Below are 14,696 nucleotides of genomic sequence, written 5' to 3'. Positions count from 1 at the left end.
CCCCTGTGCGGCGCCGGGGTTCCGTCGTTCTAGGCTGGAGACATGAACCTTGACGAACACCGCTATGCGCTGACCGTCCGCTGGACCGGGAACCTCGGGGCCGGGACGTCCACGTACCGCGGTTACTCACGCGACCACGACGTCGAGATCCCCGGCTTGCCGGTGTTGCACGGCTCAGCCGATCCGACCTTCCACGGGGACCGCGGGCGTTACAACCCCGAACAGCTGCTCCTGGCCGCCCTCTCGCAGTGCCACATGCTTTCCTTCCTGCACGTGGCCGTGAAGCACGGCATCGTGGTGACGGCCTACGAGGACCGGGCCGAGGGCCTGATGCGGACCAACCGGGACGGCAGCGGGCAGTTCGAATCCGTCACGCTGAAGCCCCGGGTGACGGTGGCGGAACCGGCGGCACCGGATGTTCTCGAGGAACTCCACGTCGAGGCCAACAAGGTCTGTTTCATCGCCCGCAGCGTCAACTTCCCGGTACTGCACGAGCCGACGGCTGTGGTGGAGGGCCAGGCGGACTGAATAATTCAGGCGGCGCCGTCAGCCGGGCCGGACGATGCCCCTGACCGGTACGCCGATACGATCCGGCGCTCCGCCTCCGGGCTCATCCCGGCCTTGCGTTCACGGCCAAGTCCGCGGCGGCGTTCATCCGCCAGGGTGTCCCGCAGTGTGTCCATCCAGGGCCGCAGCCGCAGCCCGGCGGTCCGGGCAGCGTCGTTACTGCGGGTCGCGAAGCCCTCGTGGCCGGGCGGCAGCCACAGCGGCAGCGAGTCCGGGCCGGCCCAGTAGTTCGCGCCGTGAGACGCCAGCCAGTCCTCGGGGGCGACAACAACCTCGGAGTCGGCGTCGGCGAGCTGGCGCGCTTCCCCCAGGTAGGCGGCAAACGGCACCGGCTCACCGACGGCGTTCAGCGCCCCGGTGGTGCCGTTTTCAGCGGCGGTGAGGATCCAGGCTGCGAGGTCGCGGACATCGATGACCTGGGTGGCGTCGGCGGGGATGTCCGGGACAAGGACGGGATCATTGTCGCGGGCAAAACGGGCCGGCCAGTACCCGTAGCGGTCGGAGCCGTCCCCGGGTCCGCCGATCAGGCCGGCGCGGCAGAGGTGCGCCTTGTCCCCTGCCAGTTCCCGGGTCAGGTGTTCGATCGCGGACTTGGCTTCGCCGTAGTTTTCCATGGTCAGCTCCGTGCCCGGAGCCAGCGGCGGGAGCACCTGGGCGTCCTCGGCCTCGCCCGCCACGGAATTGTCCGCGTAGACCGAACAGCTGGAGACAAAGGTCCAGTGCCGGGCCGAGCCGGCCAGCATCTCGAGGGCCTCCCGGGCCTGGTCAGGGTCCCGCGAGACGTCGACGACGGCGTCCCACCGGCCGCCGCCGGCGGCTGCCTCGTAGGCGGCATTCCCCTGCGAGCGGTCAGAGCGCAGCCAGGAGGCGCCGTCGGGCGGTGCGGCGGCGGCGCCGCGGGCCAGGCAGGTGACGTCGTGGCCGGCGGCCAGGGCCTGCCGGGCTATTTCTGCTGACAGGAAGACCGTCCCGCCGAGGACCAGGATGCGCATGGGGCCACGCTACGGCGCTAATGTTGAAGTAGACCAGAGTGTTATGCGCCCGGCGAACGCCGGCCGCCTGTCCGGACGACCAGCCCTGCCGCCGCCAGCAGCAGGGACGCAGTAAACAAGGAGTTTTCCCTTACCGATGATCAGCCTGACCACCATCGAACCCATCACCGCGCCGGATATCTCGGCCGTCAACCTGCCAGGTGGCCTCATCAGCCTGGGTATCGGCGTCGCCGTGTGGCTGGTGGCATCCTTCGTGATCACCGGAATCACCAAACGGGTTGCGGCGGGCAGCACACTTTTCAAGAAGTCACACTTCCGCTGGGTGGCTCCGGCGTTCCGCGCCCTGGACCACGAACGCCGCGTCCAGCGGGCAGAGACAATCGGCGCACTGCTCCGCAGCGTGGTCGGCGTCCTGATCGCCGTCCTCACCATCGTGTACGTGCTCAAATACCTGAACGTTGACGTGGCACCCATCCTGACGAGCGTCGGGATCCTCGGTGTGGCCATCGGCTTCGGTGCCCAGCAGTTGATCCGCGACTTCCTCGCCGGCATCTTCATCACCTTCGAGGACCAGTACGGCATTGGCGACATCATCGAGACTTCCGAGGTGGTGGGCACGGTCGAGGCCATGAACCTGCGGATCACCCGGGTCCGGGCCGACGACGGCACCATCTGGTACCTGCGCAACGGCGAAATCCTGCGCGTGGGCAACCGTTCCCAGGGCACGTACATTCCGCCCGAGACGTCCCCGGCGGACGAGGCCGACAGCACACCTCAGCAGAAGGCCGGAGAATAGTGAAATGACGATTCCCAGCGCCAGCGAACCCAGCCAGCCCAGGCAATTGCTGCAGAACGATCCGTTCAGCCAGCCCGGCTACACGGACAACTTCTATGACGCCGTGGGCGGCCACGAGACTTTTGTGAAGCTCATCGATGTCTTCTACGACGGCGTCGCAACAGATCCGCTGTTGCGCGCCATGTACCCGGAAGAGGACCTGGGCCCGGCCAAGCGGCGCTTCCTGATGTTCCTGGAACAGTACTGGGGCGGGCCGACGACGTACGGCGAGGAGCGCGGGCATCCGCGGCTGCGGATGCGCCACATGCCGTTCCGGGTGACGCCGGAGGCCAAGGAACGCTGGCTGTACCATATGCGCGCCGCGGTGGATGCCCTGGAGCTGCCGCCGTTGTACGAGGGGACGCTCTGGGACTACATGGAGCGGGCCGCCCTGTCCATGGTGAACAGCCCGTCGGAGGCCTGAGCGCGGAGGACTGGGCGCGGAGGGTGCCGGAAGCGTCCTAGAGACCGGTACCGGTCCGGACCAGCACGTGGCCGCGGGTGCCGCTGAGCCGGAACCAGCGCCCGGCCCGGTAGAGCCGTTGCTCGCCCTCTGCCAGGAAGCCCAGGGTGAGCGCGGCGAACGCGGCCCCGGCCGGCAGGCCGCCGGCGTCGGGCAGTTCCCGGCCCCAGACCGTTGCCCTGGCGTTGTTCACGATCAACGCGCCGGGCTTGTCCGGGATGATCGCGGCGATCTCCCTGATGCCGGCCTCGGCTGCGGTCCGCAGAGCGGCGTCCTCGACGGTGCCGAGCAGTTCCCAGCCGGCCCGCGGCGCGCCGATCCCGGCCCACGACTCGCTGACGGTCACCGGCGGGACGGGAAATTCGACGTCGTGCTCCCCCGCCCGCGCCAAACGGTCCAGCACCGCGGACAGCGGCACCGTCACGTCAGTGTCCGCCGGCTGTGCCAGCGCCATGGTCCGCAGGCCCAGGATGGTGGGGGTGGATTCGCCCAGGAGCCGGGGCCGCAGCACGCAGACGTAGGCGGCCAGGACCGGGCCCGCGGCCTGAAGCCGGATGGCGCCGTCGTCAATGGACTTGGCGCGGGTGGCGAAGGTGCGCAGGTCGTCGAGGTCGCGGGGATCGGTGAACTGCAGGGGCTGGGTTAGGACATCAGACACACTACTGACTCTACCGGCTGCGCTTCTTTGGAGCGGCGCCGGGCGCCGTCTAGAGTCAAACCATGACTGAAGCCGAAGCCGGACTGTTGGGGCTCCCGACCCAGGACCCCACCTCCTCGCTCATCCAACTCCTCAACCTCGGCGAGCTCGAGGGCGCCCGGACGGACGAGGACATCTTCATGGGTCCCTCCCAGCAGCAGCCCCAGCAGCGCGTCTTTGGCGGCCAGGTGCTGGCGCAGTCCCTGATAGCAGGCAGCCGCACCGTCGATCCGGACCGCAGCGTGCACTCCATGCACGGTTACTTCCTCCGGCCAGGAGACGCCAACAAGCCGATCACCTTCGGCGTGCAGCGCCTGCGCGACGGGCGGTCCTTCTCGGCCCGCCGGGTCCACGCCTATCAGGAGGGCATGCCCATCCTGTCGATGATCGCGTCCTTCCAGGCCGAGGACGAAGGGATCGAGCACCAGTCCGAGATGCCCGCCGGGATCCCGGACCCCGAATCGCTGCCCAGCACCGCCGACCTGCTGGGCAAGTTCGACCACCCCGTGGCCCGGCACTGGGCCTACGAGCGGCCGTTCGACATCCGCCACGTCGATCCGGCGCTGTATGTCTCGGCCAACGGACCCCGGGAAGCCCGGAACGCCGTGTGGATGAAGACTTTCGGTCCGATGCCCGACGACGCCGGCCTGCACCGGGCCGCGCTGGCATACGCGAGCGACTACACCCTGCTCGAATCCATTCTCCGCAAGCACGGGATGAGCTGGATTACGCCGGGGATGTCCGTGGCGAGCCTGGACCACGCCATGTGGTGGCACCGGCCGGTCAGGGTCGACGAATGGCTCCTGTACGTCCAGGAATCGCCCAGCGCGCAGGGCGCACGGGGCCTGGCGACGGGCCGGATCTTCAGCCGGGACGGCCGGCACGTGGCGACGGTGGCCCAGGAAGGCATGATCCGCGTCCCGAACGACTTCAAGAACACCGGCCTCGAGAACACCGGCCTCAAGAACGCGCAGAAGGACGGCGTGCAGGCCGCCGTCTAATCCAGAGCGGTGCAGCACCAGCTCCGCGAGCCCGAGGGCTGCTGGCACTCCCCTTCCGGCGGGTGGCATGCGGCGCCCACGGCCCACATCGTCCGCGGCATGCAAAAGCCGGCTCCCCTTGAACTGGTTCAGGGGGAGCCGGCTTTTTTCGTGGTGCTGTAAGCCTTGCGGGCTTAGTCGCGGGTAAGGCGGCGGTGGGTTACCCGGTGCGGCTTGGCCGCGTCCGGGCCCAGGCGCTCCACCTTGTTCTCCTCGTAGGACTCGAAGTTGCCCTCGAACCAGTACCACTTGGAGGGGTTCTCCTCGTCGCCTTCGTAGGCGAGGATGTGGGTGGCCACCCGGTCCAGGAACCAGCGGTCGTGCGAGACGACGACGGCGCAGCCCGGGAATTCGAGCAGGGCGTTTTCGAGGCTGCTGAGGGTTTCGACGTCGAGGTCGTTAGTCGGTTCGTCGAGGAGCAGCAGGTTGCCACCCTGTTTGAGGGTCAGTGCAAGGTTGAGGCGGTTGCGCTCACCACCGGAGAGCACCCCGGCCTTCTTCTGCTGGTCCGGGCCCTTGAAGCCGAAGGCGGCCACGTAGGCGCGGGACGGCATTTCGACGTGGCCGACCTGGATGTAGTCCAGGCCGTCGGACACGACTTCCCACAGGGTCTTGTTCGGGTCGATGCCGCCACGGCTCTGGTCGGCGTAGGAGATCTTGACGGAATCGCCGATCTTCAGTTCGCCGCCATCGAGCGGTTCCAGGCCCACGATGGTCTTGAAGAGCGTGGACTTGCCGACGCCGTTCGGGCCGATGACGCCGACGATGCCGTTGCGGGGCAGGCTGAAGGACAGTCCGTCGATCAGGGTGCGGTCATCGAAGCCCTTCTGGAGACCCTTGGCCTCCAGCACGAGCCCGCCCAGGCGCGGTCCCGGCGGGATCTGGATCTCTTCAAAGTCGAGCTTGCGGGTGCGGTCCGCCTCGGCAGCCATTTCCTCGTAGCGGGCCAGGCGGGCCTTGGACTTGGTCTGGCGCCCCTTGGCGTTGGACCGGACCCATTCGAGTTCCTCGGTCAGGCGCTTGGCCTGCTTGGCGTCCTTCTTGCCCTGGACTTCCAGGCGGGCGCGCTTCTTTTCCAGGTACGTGGAGTAGTTGCCCTCGTACGGGTACAGGTGGCCGCGGTCCACTTCGGCGATCCACTCGGCCACGTGGTCGAGGAAGTACCGGTCGTGGGTGACGGCAAGAACGGCACCGGAGTAGCTGGAGAGGTGCTGTTCCAGCCACAGCACGCTCTCGGCGTCAAGGTGGTTGGTGGGCTCGTCGAGCAGGAGCAGGTCCGGCTTCTGCAGCAGGAGCTTGCACAGCGCGACGCGGCGGCGCTCACCACCGGAGAGCAGGGTGACGTCGGCGTCGGCGGGCGGGCAGCGCAGTGCGTCCATGGCCTGTTCCAGCTGGGAGTCGATGTCCCAGGCGTCGGCCGCGTCGATCGCTTCCTGCAGCTGTCCCATTTCCTCCAGGAGGGCATCGTAGTCAGCGTCGGGGCTGGCCATTTCCTCGGAGATCGCGTTGAAGCGCTGGATCTTGCCGTAGATTTCGCCAACGCCTTCCTGGACGTTGCCCAAGACGGTCTTGTCTTCGTTCAGCGGCGGCTCCTGCAACAGGATGCCTACCGTGTAGCCGGGGCTAAGCCGGGCCTCACCGTTGGAGGGAGTGTCCAGGCCAGCCATAATCTTGAGAATGGTGGACTTACCGGCACCATTCGGGCCGACAACGCCAATCTTGGCCCCTGGGAAGAAGGACATGCTCACGTCATCGAGGATGAGTTTTTCGCCGACAGCCTTACGGGCCTTGGTCATTGTGTAGATAAATTCCGCCATGCCTACAAATCTAGTGGTTCGGCCGGGATAACTCACATTCCGTGAGCCTGGATCGGCCACTTAACGGCCGCCTTGTCGGCCGCCGACGGTTCTGCTCAGCCCCGGACGCCCACGAGGCAGCCGCCGGAGGCCAGGCCCGGCAGCACAGTGACGGCGACGGTGCCGGTGCGGATCTGGGCCACGATGCAGTTGCTGCCGTCGCGCACTCCGGCCTCGACGGCGTCGGCAGCCAGGCCGGTGGGCGTCCGCCCGGCGGTGACTTCCACAGCGTCGGCCGGAATCCCTGCGTTAACCAACGACGCGCGGATGTCCGACGTTTCGGGCCGGCCCCCGCCGCGGACCACGGCGTTCAGGGCCGTCTCGACCGTGGATTTCGTGGCGGATTCCCTGTCGGGTTTCATGCCGGGTTTCATATCGGGGCTGGCTGTCCCGGCCCCGCCGGCGGTCGGCCCAACCAGCAATGGGGACACTGCGGGGGCCCGGGACACTGCGGAAGGTGTGCCTTCAGAATCCGCGGCTTCAGAGGCCCGGGCTCCGCTGCTGCCGGCCGGTGTCGCACAGGCCGAGGCCGACAGCAGGAGCACCAAGGAGACGGCGGCCGCAACGGCCCAGCCGCCGCGACGGGCAGCCCCGCCCGCACTGGAGGTGGCTGCCGCCCGTCCCGCAGTGATCCTGGCGTGTTGCATCCGGCAATTCTGCCACGCGGCAGTGCCCAGTCCCGGCCTCCACGGCGCTGCCCGCCGGTCCTGCGGATTCAGGCTGCGGCCCCTTTCAGTTCTCCGGTTTCGTGGTCCACCTCCTCTTCCTCACCGCTCTCGTCATGGATGAAGGTCCCGTGCTGGTCGGCACCGTGGTCGCCGTCCCCGTCGTCGTCCCCTGGCTGGCTCTGCGGTCCGCCGCCGTCGTCGTCACCGCTACCGGGCGCATCTGGGGTACCGGGTCCGGCGGCCGCCTGGCTGCCGGCTGCGGCTGAGCGGGTGAAGTTGGCAGAGCCCCACATGAGGTCGTGGCCGACTGACTCCGCATCAATTTCGGCGACGTGGTAGACCCTGCCGTCCTTCTCCCAGCTCCGCATCTTCAGCCTGCCAACTACGATGACCCGCTGGCCCTTCTTGATGCTGCAGCCAATGTTGCCGGCCAGCTGCCGGTATCCCTGGACGGTGAACCAGTTGGTGTTGCCATCCACCCAGGTGCTGGAGCCGCGGTCGTAGCGGCGCTCGGTGGCGCCGAACCGGAAGGACGCCGTGGCCACGCCACCGGGTGTGGTCGAGCTTCTGATCTCCGAGGCGACGAAGCCACGGACCGTAATGTTGTCGCTCATTCTCATGTCCTGTCTCGAATTGTCGTGCCCTGCCGGGCAGTTCCAGCATCCCGCCGTGGACCGTGGCCGGGGAGTGCCCGGCTGTGCCATGTGGAAAACCGGCTGCCGGCAACGGAGTGGGGGCCGTGTTGGGGACTAGTCCGGTCCGGCAGGACCGGCCACCGGCCGCCGTTGACCCGCACCGGCCGTCCGGCACTGTAAACTTTTTGAGGCGTCACCGGCAGCAGCCGGTGGGCACCAGCGCGCCCCAGTAGCTCAGGGGATAGAGCAGCGGCCTTCTAATCCGCCGGTCGGGGGTTCGATTCCCTCCTGGGGCACAAGAGAGCGGCTCTGACCTGCGACAACGCACGGTCAGGGCCGCTTCTTGTTTCAACAGAGCATCAGATCCACTTGTTGTGTTTGAACGTCAGGAACAGGATCCCGCCCATGCCGATCATGAGCGCGAGTGCCATCGGGTAGCCGAAGATCCATTCGAGTTCGGGCATGTCGCGGAAGTTCATGCCGTAAATCGACGCGATCAACGTCGGCGCGAACAGGATGGCAGCCCACGACGAGATCCGCTTGACCTGCTCGTTTTGGGCGAAGCTCGACTCCGTCAGGAGCCGCATTTCGTCGTTCTGCCGCTGGGCTACCAGGGCTGCGTTGACGGCCAGCGCATTCTGCAACAGCGCCCGGAAGGCAGATACCCGCTCCCCCAGCCGGATGGCGTGGTCCAGGACGTCGCGGAAATGGTCCTGCAGTTCGGGGTCCGGCACCCCGTCCGGTCCGCTGCCCATAAGGCTCTGCAGGATTCCGGCCAGCGGGGCCGTGGCACGCTGGAACGTGATGACCTGGCGGGAGAGTTCATAGATCCTGCGCGATACGCCGGGATCGGCGGCGAACAGGTCGTCTTCGATTTCATCGATGTCGTTTTCCAGGCCCGCGGCCACCGGCTCGTACTCATCCACCACCTGGTCCAGAATCGCGTACAACACCGCATCCGGTCCGAGCGCCAGGAACTCCGGCTCGGACTCCATCCGCCGGCGCACCCGGGCCAGGTCGGGAGATTCCGCCCGGCGGACAGTCACCACAAAGTCCGGGCCGGAGAACACATGGATCTCGCCGAACTCGACCTTCTCCACATCGTCCAGGTACCGCGCGGGCCGCAGCACCAGGAACAACGTCTCGCCATAGTGCTCAAGCTTGGCCCGCTGGTGGCCGGCGAGCGCGTCCTCCACGGCCAGATGGCTCAGGTCAAATTCCTCGGCCACTGAGCGCAGTTCCTCGGCTTCGGGCCGGTAGAGCCCAATCCAGGCCATGCCCTGGCGCTGCCGCAGCAGAAAGTACGTCTCCTCGAGCCCTTCCGGGTCGGCGGTCCGGTGGCCGTCCACATAGACGGCGTTGTCAATGATCGTCACGGCCGCGCCTCCTCTTCAAGGCATTCGCTTTGCTGTGACGTTATACCGTCCCCGGGCCGGTGCCAACAGCCTGCACTGCCCCGCGGGCGCCGCTGCTTTTCCGGGAAGAACCCCGGAAAGATTGCCGCCCACCGGCGGCCGCCAAAGACCACGAAAGCAAACTTGTTGGCGTGGGGGGATCGCCGGACCGTGCCGCCCACTGCCCGGAGCCCCGCCAGCCCTCAGCACGCTTAGTATTGAGTTGACGGGCAGGCCGGCAGCGAAAGCCTGTGCTCCCTGCCCGCAATCGAAAGGTACGGCCGCCATGACCGAAACACCCCGCAGATTCGACCCCACCAACCCAGACGACACCCCCACCACCCAGTACGCGGAGGCAGCTGACCCCACAACCGGGCCCGGGTCCGCCGAGCAGGTCGCCGGCACCGTTGGCCCGGCCGGCAGCACCGATGTGGCCACCACGACGGCGGGACGCGCCGAAACCTCCCGTGCCGAGGCACCCACGGAGCCGGCTCCCGTCACCGCACCGGAAACGCGCCAGGTCACCCGAGCCGGAATGGTCTGGGCCGCGGTTGCCTGCGCACTGGTGGTGCTGATCGTGCTGATCGCGTTCATCCTGCAGAACCAGGAATACGTGCAGGTGAAGTTCTTTGGCCTCGAGGGCTCGGTCCCGCTCGGCATCGCGTTGTTCATCGCGGCAGTCGGCGGCGGAGTGCTGGTCGCCATCGCCGGAGCCGCCCGCATCATCCAGCTCCGGCTCGCCGCGCACCGTGTCCGCCGCCAGGCGAGCCCTGGCACGAGCACCCGCACGCGCTGACGCTGACGCCGCCAGGCGCTACCCTCTTTTCCATGCGCGAAGCAGAACTCCGGACCCAGGCAGCCATCACCACCGCCGCGGCGGACTGGCCCGACGTCGAGCGTCTCTTCGGCGTCCGCGGCGAACCCTCACGCTGCTGGTGCCGGTTCTTCGCCTTGACCGGCCCCCAGTGGTCCGCGTCCACCCCGGATGAGCGGAAGAACCTGTTGCGGGAGAAGTTCGGCGGCGGCCAGCCGGAGCCAGGGGTTCTGGCCTTCCGTGACGGGTATCCCGTGGGCTGGTGCGCCGTCGAGCCCCGCGGGTGCTACCCAAGGATCCTGCGCTCGAAGGTGCTGGCGTCGGCCCCCGACGCCGCCAAGGATCCCGGCGGGCACCAGGTGTGGTCCGTCAGTTGCTTTGTGGTCTCCCCCGGCCACCGGCGGACCGGCGTGGCGGGAGCGCTGCTTGCCGCCGCCGTCGAACACGCCCTCGCGCACGGCGCAACGGTGGTGGAGGGGCATCCGGTCGACCCCGCGCAACGGCCCAAGGCCGGCCCGGCGGATCTCTACCACGGCACCCTGGGGCTCTTTTTGGCGGCCGGCTTCACGGTGGTCAGCGGCGCGGTGCCGGGACGCGCCGTCGTCCGCCTGACGGTGCCCCCGCCCGGCGGGGACCGCGGGCGCTAGGGCAGGGTCAGGACCACCGGCCCGTCGGCGGTGATGGCCACGGTGTGCTCGCTGTGCGCGGCGCGGCGGCCGTTCGCTGAGCGGAGGGTCCATTCGTCGTCGTCATGGTAGTAATCGTCCTTGCGGCCGAGAATCAGCATCGGCTCGATGGCGATGACCAGGCCCTCGGTCAGTTTGATGCCGCGGCCGGGACGTCCGTCGTTGGGCACGGGCGGCTCGGCGTGCATGGTCCGGCCGATCCCGTGGCCGCCGTGGTCGGCGAGCAGCCCGTAGCCTGCCCGGCGCGCCGCCCCACCGATCGCGTAGGCGAGGTCGCCCATCTTGTTCCCGATCCTTGCCGCGTCGATCCCCCTCGCCAGGGCGGCGTCCGTGGCGTCGATGAGGGCCTGGTCCACCGGGTCCGCGGTCCCCACGATGAAGCTGATGGCCGCATCGCCGCACCACCCGGCCAGGAAGGCGCCGCAGTCCACGCTCAGGAGGTCCCCGTCCTGGAGCCGGTACCCGTTGGGGATGCCGTGCACGACGGCGTCGTTGACGGACGTGCAGATGACCCCGGGAAACGGCACTGATGCCCAGCGCGGCCGGTAGTTCAGGAACGCCGGGGTGGCTCCGGCGTCGGCGATTGACGCTGCGGCGACATCGTCCAGCTCCTTGAGCGAAACGCCGACGGCGGCCGCCTCCCGGACCCGGGCGAGGGTGGTGGCGACCACCCGGCCGGCCTCGCGCATCAGTGCGATCTCTTCGGGACTCTTGATCATGGACATGGCATTCCCTTCCGACGCGGAGCCGCGGCTTGCTGGGTTCAACTCTAAAGCCCGCCGCGGAATGTCTACAGTGGCCTCATGACCACCACGGAACTGATTGACGCGATCCGCGGCAGCCTGCAAGCTGCTGCCGATCCTGGCCGCGCCGCGGGGGCACAGGCTTACATGAAATCGCAGATGCCGTCCCTGGGCGTGAGGGTTCCCGTGGTCCGTAGCATAGTCAGGGCCGCGGCCGCGGACCACCCGCCGGCCAGCCTGGCGGAACTGCAGTCCACGGTGCTCGTGCTGTGGCGCAACGCAAACCACCGTGAAGAACGCTACGCCGCGATCGAGCTCACGGGGCTCAAGCCCGTTGCCGGGGAACTGAGCATGCTGGCCATTTATGAGGAAATCATCCGCACCGGCGCCTGGTGGGACCTGGTGGACGGGGTGGCGCACCGGTTGGGCGCCCTGTTGCAGGCCCACCGGGCAGAACTGACGCCGGTGCTGGAACGCTGGAGCCGGGACGAGGATTTCTGGGTCCGGCGGGCCGCCATCACCGCACAGCTGGGGGCGAAGGCCGCCACGGACACGGCCCTCCTGGCCGCTGTGATCGAGGCCAACCTCGACGATCGGGAGTTCTTCATCCGCAAGGCGATCGGGTGGGCGCTGCGCCAATACGCCAGGACAGATCCGGCCTGGGTGCGGGCGTTCGTGCGGCGGCATGCCGACGAGCTCAGTGCGCTCTCGTGTAAGGAAGCGCTCAGGAACCTGCCTGCCTAGATGATCGGCCGCGTGGTGACCGGCTCGTCCGACTTGGTGAACAGCAGCTTGGTCTTCGGGTCCAGGAAGATCAGGTACAGCGCGAACAGCAACGCGATGATCGCCGCGGCGTTGCGGGCCAGCGCCAGGGCCAGGCCCAGGTCCGCGGTCTGCAGGTACGGGAAGACATCGAGCTGGTCCGAGATCGCGTACACCATGAAGAAGGACACGATGAAGTACAGCGCCTTGACCTGCCAGTCGTCGCGGATGCCCGTGACGGCGAAAAGCGGAATGAGCCAAACGATGTACCAGGACTGGATCATCGGGGACAGCAGCACGACGGCGGCGAACGCCAGGGTGAGCCGGCGCATCAGGCGGTCGTAGTCGCCGCGGAAGATCTGCCAGGCGACGATCCCGACGGCGAGCAGCTTGCCGGCGTCGAACGCCCACTTGGCCAGTCCCCAGCCGTCGAGCCCGAAGGCGTTGGAGATGGAGGCCACGATCAGGCCCACTAGGCCGACGGGCGCGTACCAGATCCAGATGCTGCCCGGGGCGGACAGCCCGTTGATCCAGCCGAAGCCGAAGCCATTGACCCGGCTCATGAGATACAGCAGGGCCAGGCTGAGGCCGGCCGTGAGTGCCCAGAAGACGAACTTGCGCGGCCAGCTGGCACCCTTGCCCGCCCAGAGCAGGCCGATGAACGGCAGGAAGACCACCGTGATGGGTTTGACGGAGATGGAGAGTGTGACCAGCACGATTCCGAGGATGACCCGGCGGGTGGCGCAGTAATAGAGGCCGGCCAGGGCCAGGCCGATCATGAGGGCGTCGTTGTGGACGCTGGCGATGAAGTTGGTGAGGAACAGCGGGTTGGCCGCCGTCAGCCACAGGGCCCGGTTCGGGTTCACGCCGTGCAGTTCGGCCAGTTTGGGCACGTAGATCACGCAGAGGACCACGCCCACCAGGGCCGCGATCCGGAACAGCATGATGCTGCCTTCGGGGTGCACGTTGGTGGCCCAGACCACGAACTGTTCGATCCATAGGAACAGCTGCCCGTAGGGGACGGGGGCTTCGGTCCACATTCTGTCGGCGCCCAGCTGGAAGTAGTTGGACAGCGCCGAAATGCCGTTTTCGTAGGGGTTGAAGCCCTCCACCATGAGCCTGCCCTGGCCGATGTACGCGTAGACGTCGCGGCTGAACAGCGGCACCGAGAACATCAGCGGCAGCCCCCACGCCACCGTCGCCTGGAGCGTGGCCTTGCGGGCGCCGGCCCCCCAGACCCGGACGCGCTGGCCGAGCCGCAGCCAGGCGCGGACCAGCAGCATGCCGCCGAAGGCGAGCAGGACGATGCAGAGGGCGACGCCCAAGGCCTCGGTGCGCATCCAGATGAACAGCGGGACGCGGCGGAGTTCGGACGCGGGGGCAAGCCAGCCGACGCCGATCGAACCGATCGTCATGAACAGCGAGCCCAGGAACCCGGCAAGGATCGGCGACCGCGGGTTCTCGACGTCGCCGACGGCCCCTTCCCCCTCAGGGGAGGCCGCGGTCCGGGTGAGCGCAGTCCGGGCAGACGCGGAGGGGCGGGACGTGGACGGGCTGGACGTACCGGCAGCCGTTTCCCCCGCCGCAGGCACAGGCGCCGTCATGTCAGGATCGTCCAATCTGTTGTGGGCCACAATTCCGCCCACAGCCGGCCGCATTGTCCGGCCCGGGGCGCCGCGTTGAAGAAATAAGTGCCGAAATAATTCGGCGGCCGCGTATTCGAAATCCTAGCACCGGACGGCTCTGTGGCGTCGGAACGGTAGGCTGGGCGAGTGCCTATTACTAACGAACGCATCGTCTGGATCGACTGCGAAATGACCGGCCTGGACACCAAGAATGATGCCCTTATCGAGGTGGCCGCCCTGGTGACCGATTCGGAGCTCAACATCCTGGGGGACGGCGTCGACGTCGTGATCAAGCCCGACGACGCCGCGCTGGCCCAGATGAACGACTTTGTCCGCGACATGCACACGCGGTCCGGCCTGCTGGCGGAGCTTCCGCACGGCAAGACGATGGCCGAAGCGCAGGCAGCCGTGCTCGACTACATCAAGAAATGGGTGCCGGACCCGCGGAAGGCCCCGCTCGGCGGCAACTCGGTGGGCACCGACCGCGTGTTCCTTGTTCGCGATATGCCCGACGTGGTGGAGCACCTGCACTACCGGGTCATCGACGTCAGCACCATCAAGGAACTCTCCCGCCGCTGGTTTGCCCGGGCCTACTTCCAGTCCCCCGCCAAGCTGGGGGGCCACCGGGCGCTCGGCGACATCAAGGACTCCATCGACGAACTCCGGTATTACCGCGAGGCCGTGTTTGTCCCCGCGCCGGGCCCGGACAGTGCCACGGCGCAGCGGATCGCCAAGCGCGTCATGGGCGGCGAAGCAGCCGAGCCGACCCCCGCCGGGTAGCGGCCGCACACCCTCCCCCTCGCTGCGGGGCCGATGAAACGCCGACGGGGACGTGGCGCAGAAAAGTAATCTGCGCCACGTTTCGCGGAAATTTTGGCGAAAATCGCAAAAGTGGCAAAACCACCCCCAAACAGCAGGT

Annotated in this window: 16 protein-coding genes and 1 tRNA gene; 9 read left to right on the top strand and 8 right to left on the bottom strand. The window is 67.9% G+C overall.

Annotation, left to right across the window (positions count from 1 at the left end; genetic code table 11):
* Positions 1 to 42 precede the first annotated feature (42 nt).
* The gene (locus AC1DXI_RS07480) at positions 43 to 528 is read left to right on the top strand and encodes an OsmC family protein (RefSeq protein ID WP_476938076.1); all 486 of its coding nucleotides are present in this window, start codon (positions 43 to 45) and stop codon (positions 526 to 528) included.
* A gap of 5 nt (positions 529 to 533) precedes the next feature.
* On the opposite strand, the gene AC1DXI_RS07475 is transcribed toward AC1DXI_RS07480, so the two are convergent.
* Positions 534 to 1,559 (bottom strand): NAD-dependent epimerase/dehydratase family protein, encoded by a 1,026-nt coding sequence (locus tag AC1DXI_RS07475; RefSeq protein ID WP_476938075.1) that lies wholly within the window; start codon positions 1,557 to 1,559, stop codon positions 534 to 536.
* 136 nt (positions 1,560 to 1,695) lie between these two features.
* Here AC1DXI_RS07475 and AC1DXI_RS07470 point away from each other — a divergent pair, with 136 nt between their 5' ends.
* Both AC1DXI_RS07470 and AC1DXI_RS07465 read left to right on the top strand, forming a co-directional pair.
* A complete protein-coding gene (locus AC1DXI_RS07470; RefSeq protein WP_476938074.1) occupies positions 1,696 to 2,355 on the top strand; it encodes a mechanosensitive ion channel family protein in 660 nt (219 codons plus the stop codon).
* A 4-nt stretch (positions 2,356 to 2,359) separates the two neighbouring features.
* Positions 2,360 to 2,818 carry a globin gene (locus AC1DXI_RS07465; RefSeq protein ID WP_476938073.1) on the top strand — a complete coding sequence of 153 codons (459 nt, stop codon included), beginning with the start codon at positions 2,360 to 2,362 and terminating at the stop codon, positions 2,816 to 2,818.
* A gap of 37 nt (positions 2,819 to 2,855) precedes the next feature.
* On the opposite strand, the gene AC1DXI_RS07460 is transcribed toward AC1DXI_RS07465, so the two are convergent.
* Entirely contained in the window at positions 2,856 to 3,515 is a 660-nt protein-coding gene (locus AC1DXI_RS07460; RefSeq protein ID WP_476938072.1) for a DUF8185 domain-containing protein, read from the bottom strand.
* A 62-nt stretch (positions 3,516 to 3,577) separates the two neighbouring features.
* Between AC1DXI_RS07460 and AC1DXI_RS07455 the strand changes: the two genes are divergently transcribed.
* Positions 3,578 to 4,555: an acyl-CoA thioesterase gene (locus tag AC1DXI_RS07455; protein WP_476938071.1), complete on the top strand. Its 978-nt coding sequence runs from the start codon at positions 3,578 to 3,580 to the stop codon at positions 4,553 to 4,555.
* Between the two features lie 173 nt (positions 4,556 to 4,728).
* Here AC1DXI_RS07455 and ettA read toward each other — a convergent pair whose 3' ends face one another.
* From ettA to AC1DXI_RS07440, 3 genes are all read right to left on the bottom strand, one after another.
* Positions 4,729 to 6,411, bottom strand: a complete 1,683-nt coding sequence (ettA, locus tag AC1DXI_RS07450) for an energy-dependent translational throttle protein EttA (RefSeq protein WP_026266424.1) — start codon at positions 6,409 to 6,411, stop codon at positions 4,729 to 4,731.
* Between the two features lie 95 nt (positions 6,412 to 6,506).
* Positions 6,507 to 6,812 (bottom strand): DUF6993 domain-containing protein, encoded by a 306-nt coding sequence (locus AC1DXI_RS07445; RefSeq protein WP_476938070.1) that lies wholly within the window; start codon positions 6,810 to 6,812, stop codon positions 6,507 to 6,509.
* Positions 6,813 to 7,165: 353 nt separating this feature from the next.
* Positions 7,166 to 7,732, bottom strand: coding sequence for a single-stranded DNA-binding protein (locus AC1DXI_RS07440; RefSeq protein ID WP_476938069.1), 567 nt, complete (start codon positions 7,730 to 7,732; stop codon positions 7,166 to 7,168).
* 244 nt (positions 7,733 to 7,976) lie between these two features.
* Between AC1DXI_RS07440 and AC1DXI_RS07435 the strand changes: the two genes are divergently transcribed.
* Positions 7,977 to 8,049, top strand: a tRNA-Arg gene (locus AC1DXI_RS07435).
* Between the two features lie 63 nt (positions 8,050 to 8,112).
* Here the strand turns inward: AC1DXI_RS07435 and AC1DXI_RS07430 are convergent.
* Entirely contained in the window at positions 8,113 to 9,129 is a 1,017-nt protein-coding gene (locus tag AC1DXI_RS07430; protein WP_476938068.1) for a magnesium and cobalt transport protein CorA, read from the bottom strand.
* A 304-nt stretch (positions 9,130 to 9,433) separates the two neighbouring features.
* Between AC1DXI_RS07430 and AC1DXI_RS07425 the strand changes: the two genes are divergently transcribed.
* Both AC1DXI_RS07425 and AC1DXI_RS07420 read left to right on the top strand, forming a co-directional pair.
* Entirely contained in the window at positions 9,434 to 9,943 is a 510-nt protein-coding gene (locus tag AC1DXI_RS07425) for a LapA family protein (RefSeq protein ID WP_476938067.1), read from the top strand.
* Positions 9,944 to 9,975: 32 nt separating this feature from the next.
* Positions 9,976 to 10,608, top strand: coding sequence for a GNAT family N-acetyltransferase (locus AC1DXI_RS07420; RefSeq protein WP_476938066.1), 633 nt, complete (start codon positions 9,976 to 9,978; stop codon positions 10,606 to 10,608).
* Here the strand turns inward: AC1DXI_RS07420 and map are convergent.
* Positions 10,605 to 11,372, bottom strand: a complete 768-nt coding sequence (gene map / locus AC1DXI_RS07415) for a type I methionyl aminopeptidase (RefSeq protein WP_476938065.1) — start codon at positions 11,370 to 11,372, stop codon at positions 10,605 to 10,607. The genes AC1DXI_RS07420 and map overlap by 4 nt on opposite strands.
* A 78-nt stretch (positions 11,373 to 11,450) precedes the next feature.
* Here map and AC1DXI_RS07410 point away from each other — a divergent pair, with 78 nt between their 5' ends.
* A complete protein-coding gene (locus AC1DXI_RS07410; protein WP_476938064.1) occupies positions 11,451 to 12,134 on the top strand; it encodes a DNA alkylation repair protein in 684 nt (227 codons plus the stop codon).
* On the opposite strand, the gene mptB is transcribed toward AC1DXI_RS07410, so the two are convergent.
* Positions 12,131 to 13,756 (bottom strand): polyprenol phosphomannose-dependent alpha 1,6 mannosyltransferase MptB, encoded by a 1,626-nt coding sequence (gene mptB, locus AC1DXI_RS07405; protein ID WP_476938063.1) that lies wholly within the window; start codon positions 13,754 to 13,756, stop codon positions 12,131 to 12,133. The two genes, AC1DXI_RS07410 and mptB, sit on opposite strands and share 4 nt — an antisense overlap.
* Before the next feature lie 168 nt (positions 13,757 to 13,924).
* On the opposite strand from mptB, the gene orn reads away from it, so the two are divergent.
* Positions 13,925 to 14,557, top strand: a complete 633-nt coding sequence (orn, locus tag AC1DXI_RS07400) for an oligoribonuclease (protein WP_476938062.1) — start codon at positions 13,925 to 13,927, stop codon at positions 14,555 to 14,557.
* The last annotated feature ends 139 nt before the right edge of the window (positions 14,558 to 14,696 follow it).

This window comes from Arthrobacter sp. P1_H7 (genome assembly GCF_056405215.1).
Note: the sequence above shows the minus strand (reverse complement) of the source record. Positions and strands in the feature narration are given on the sequence as shown.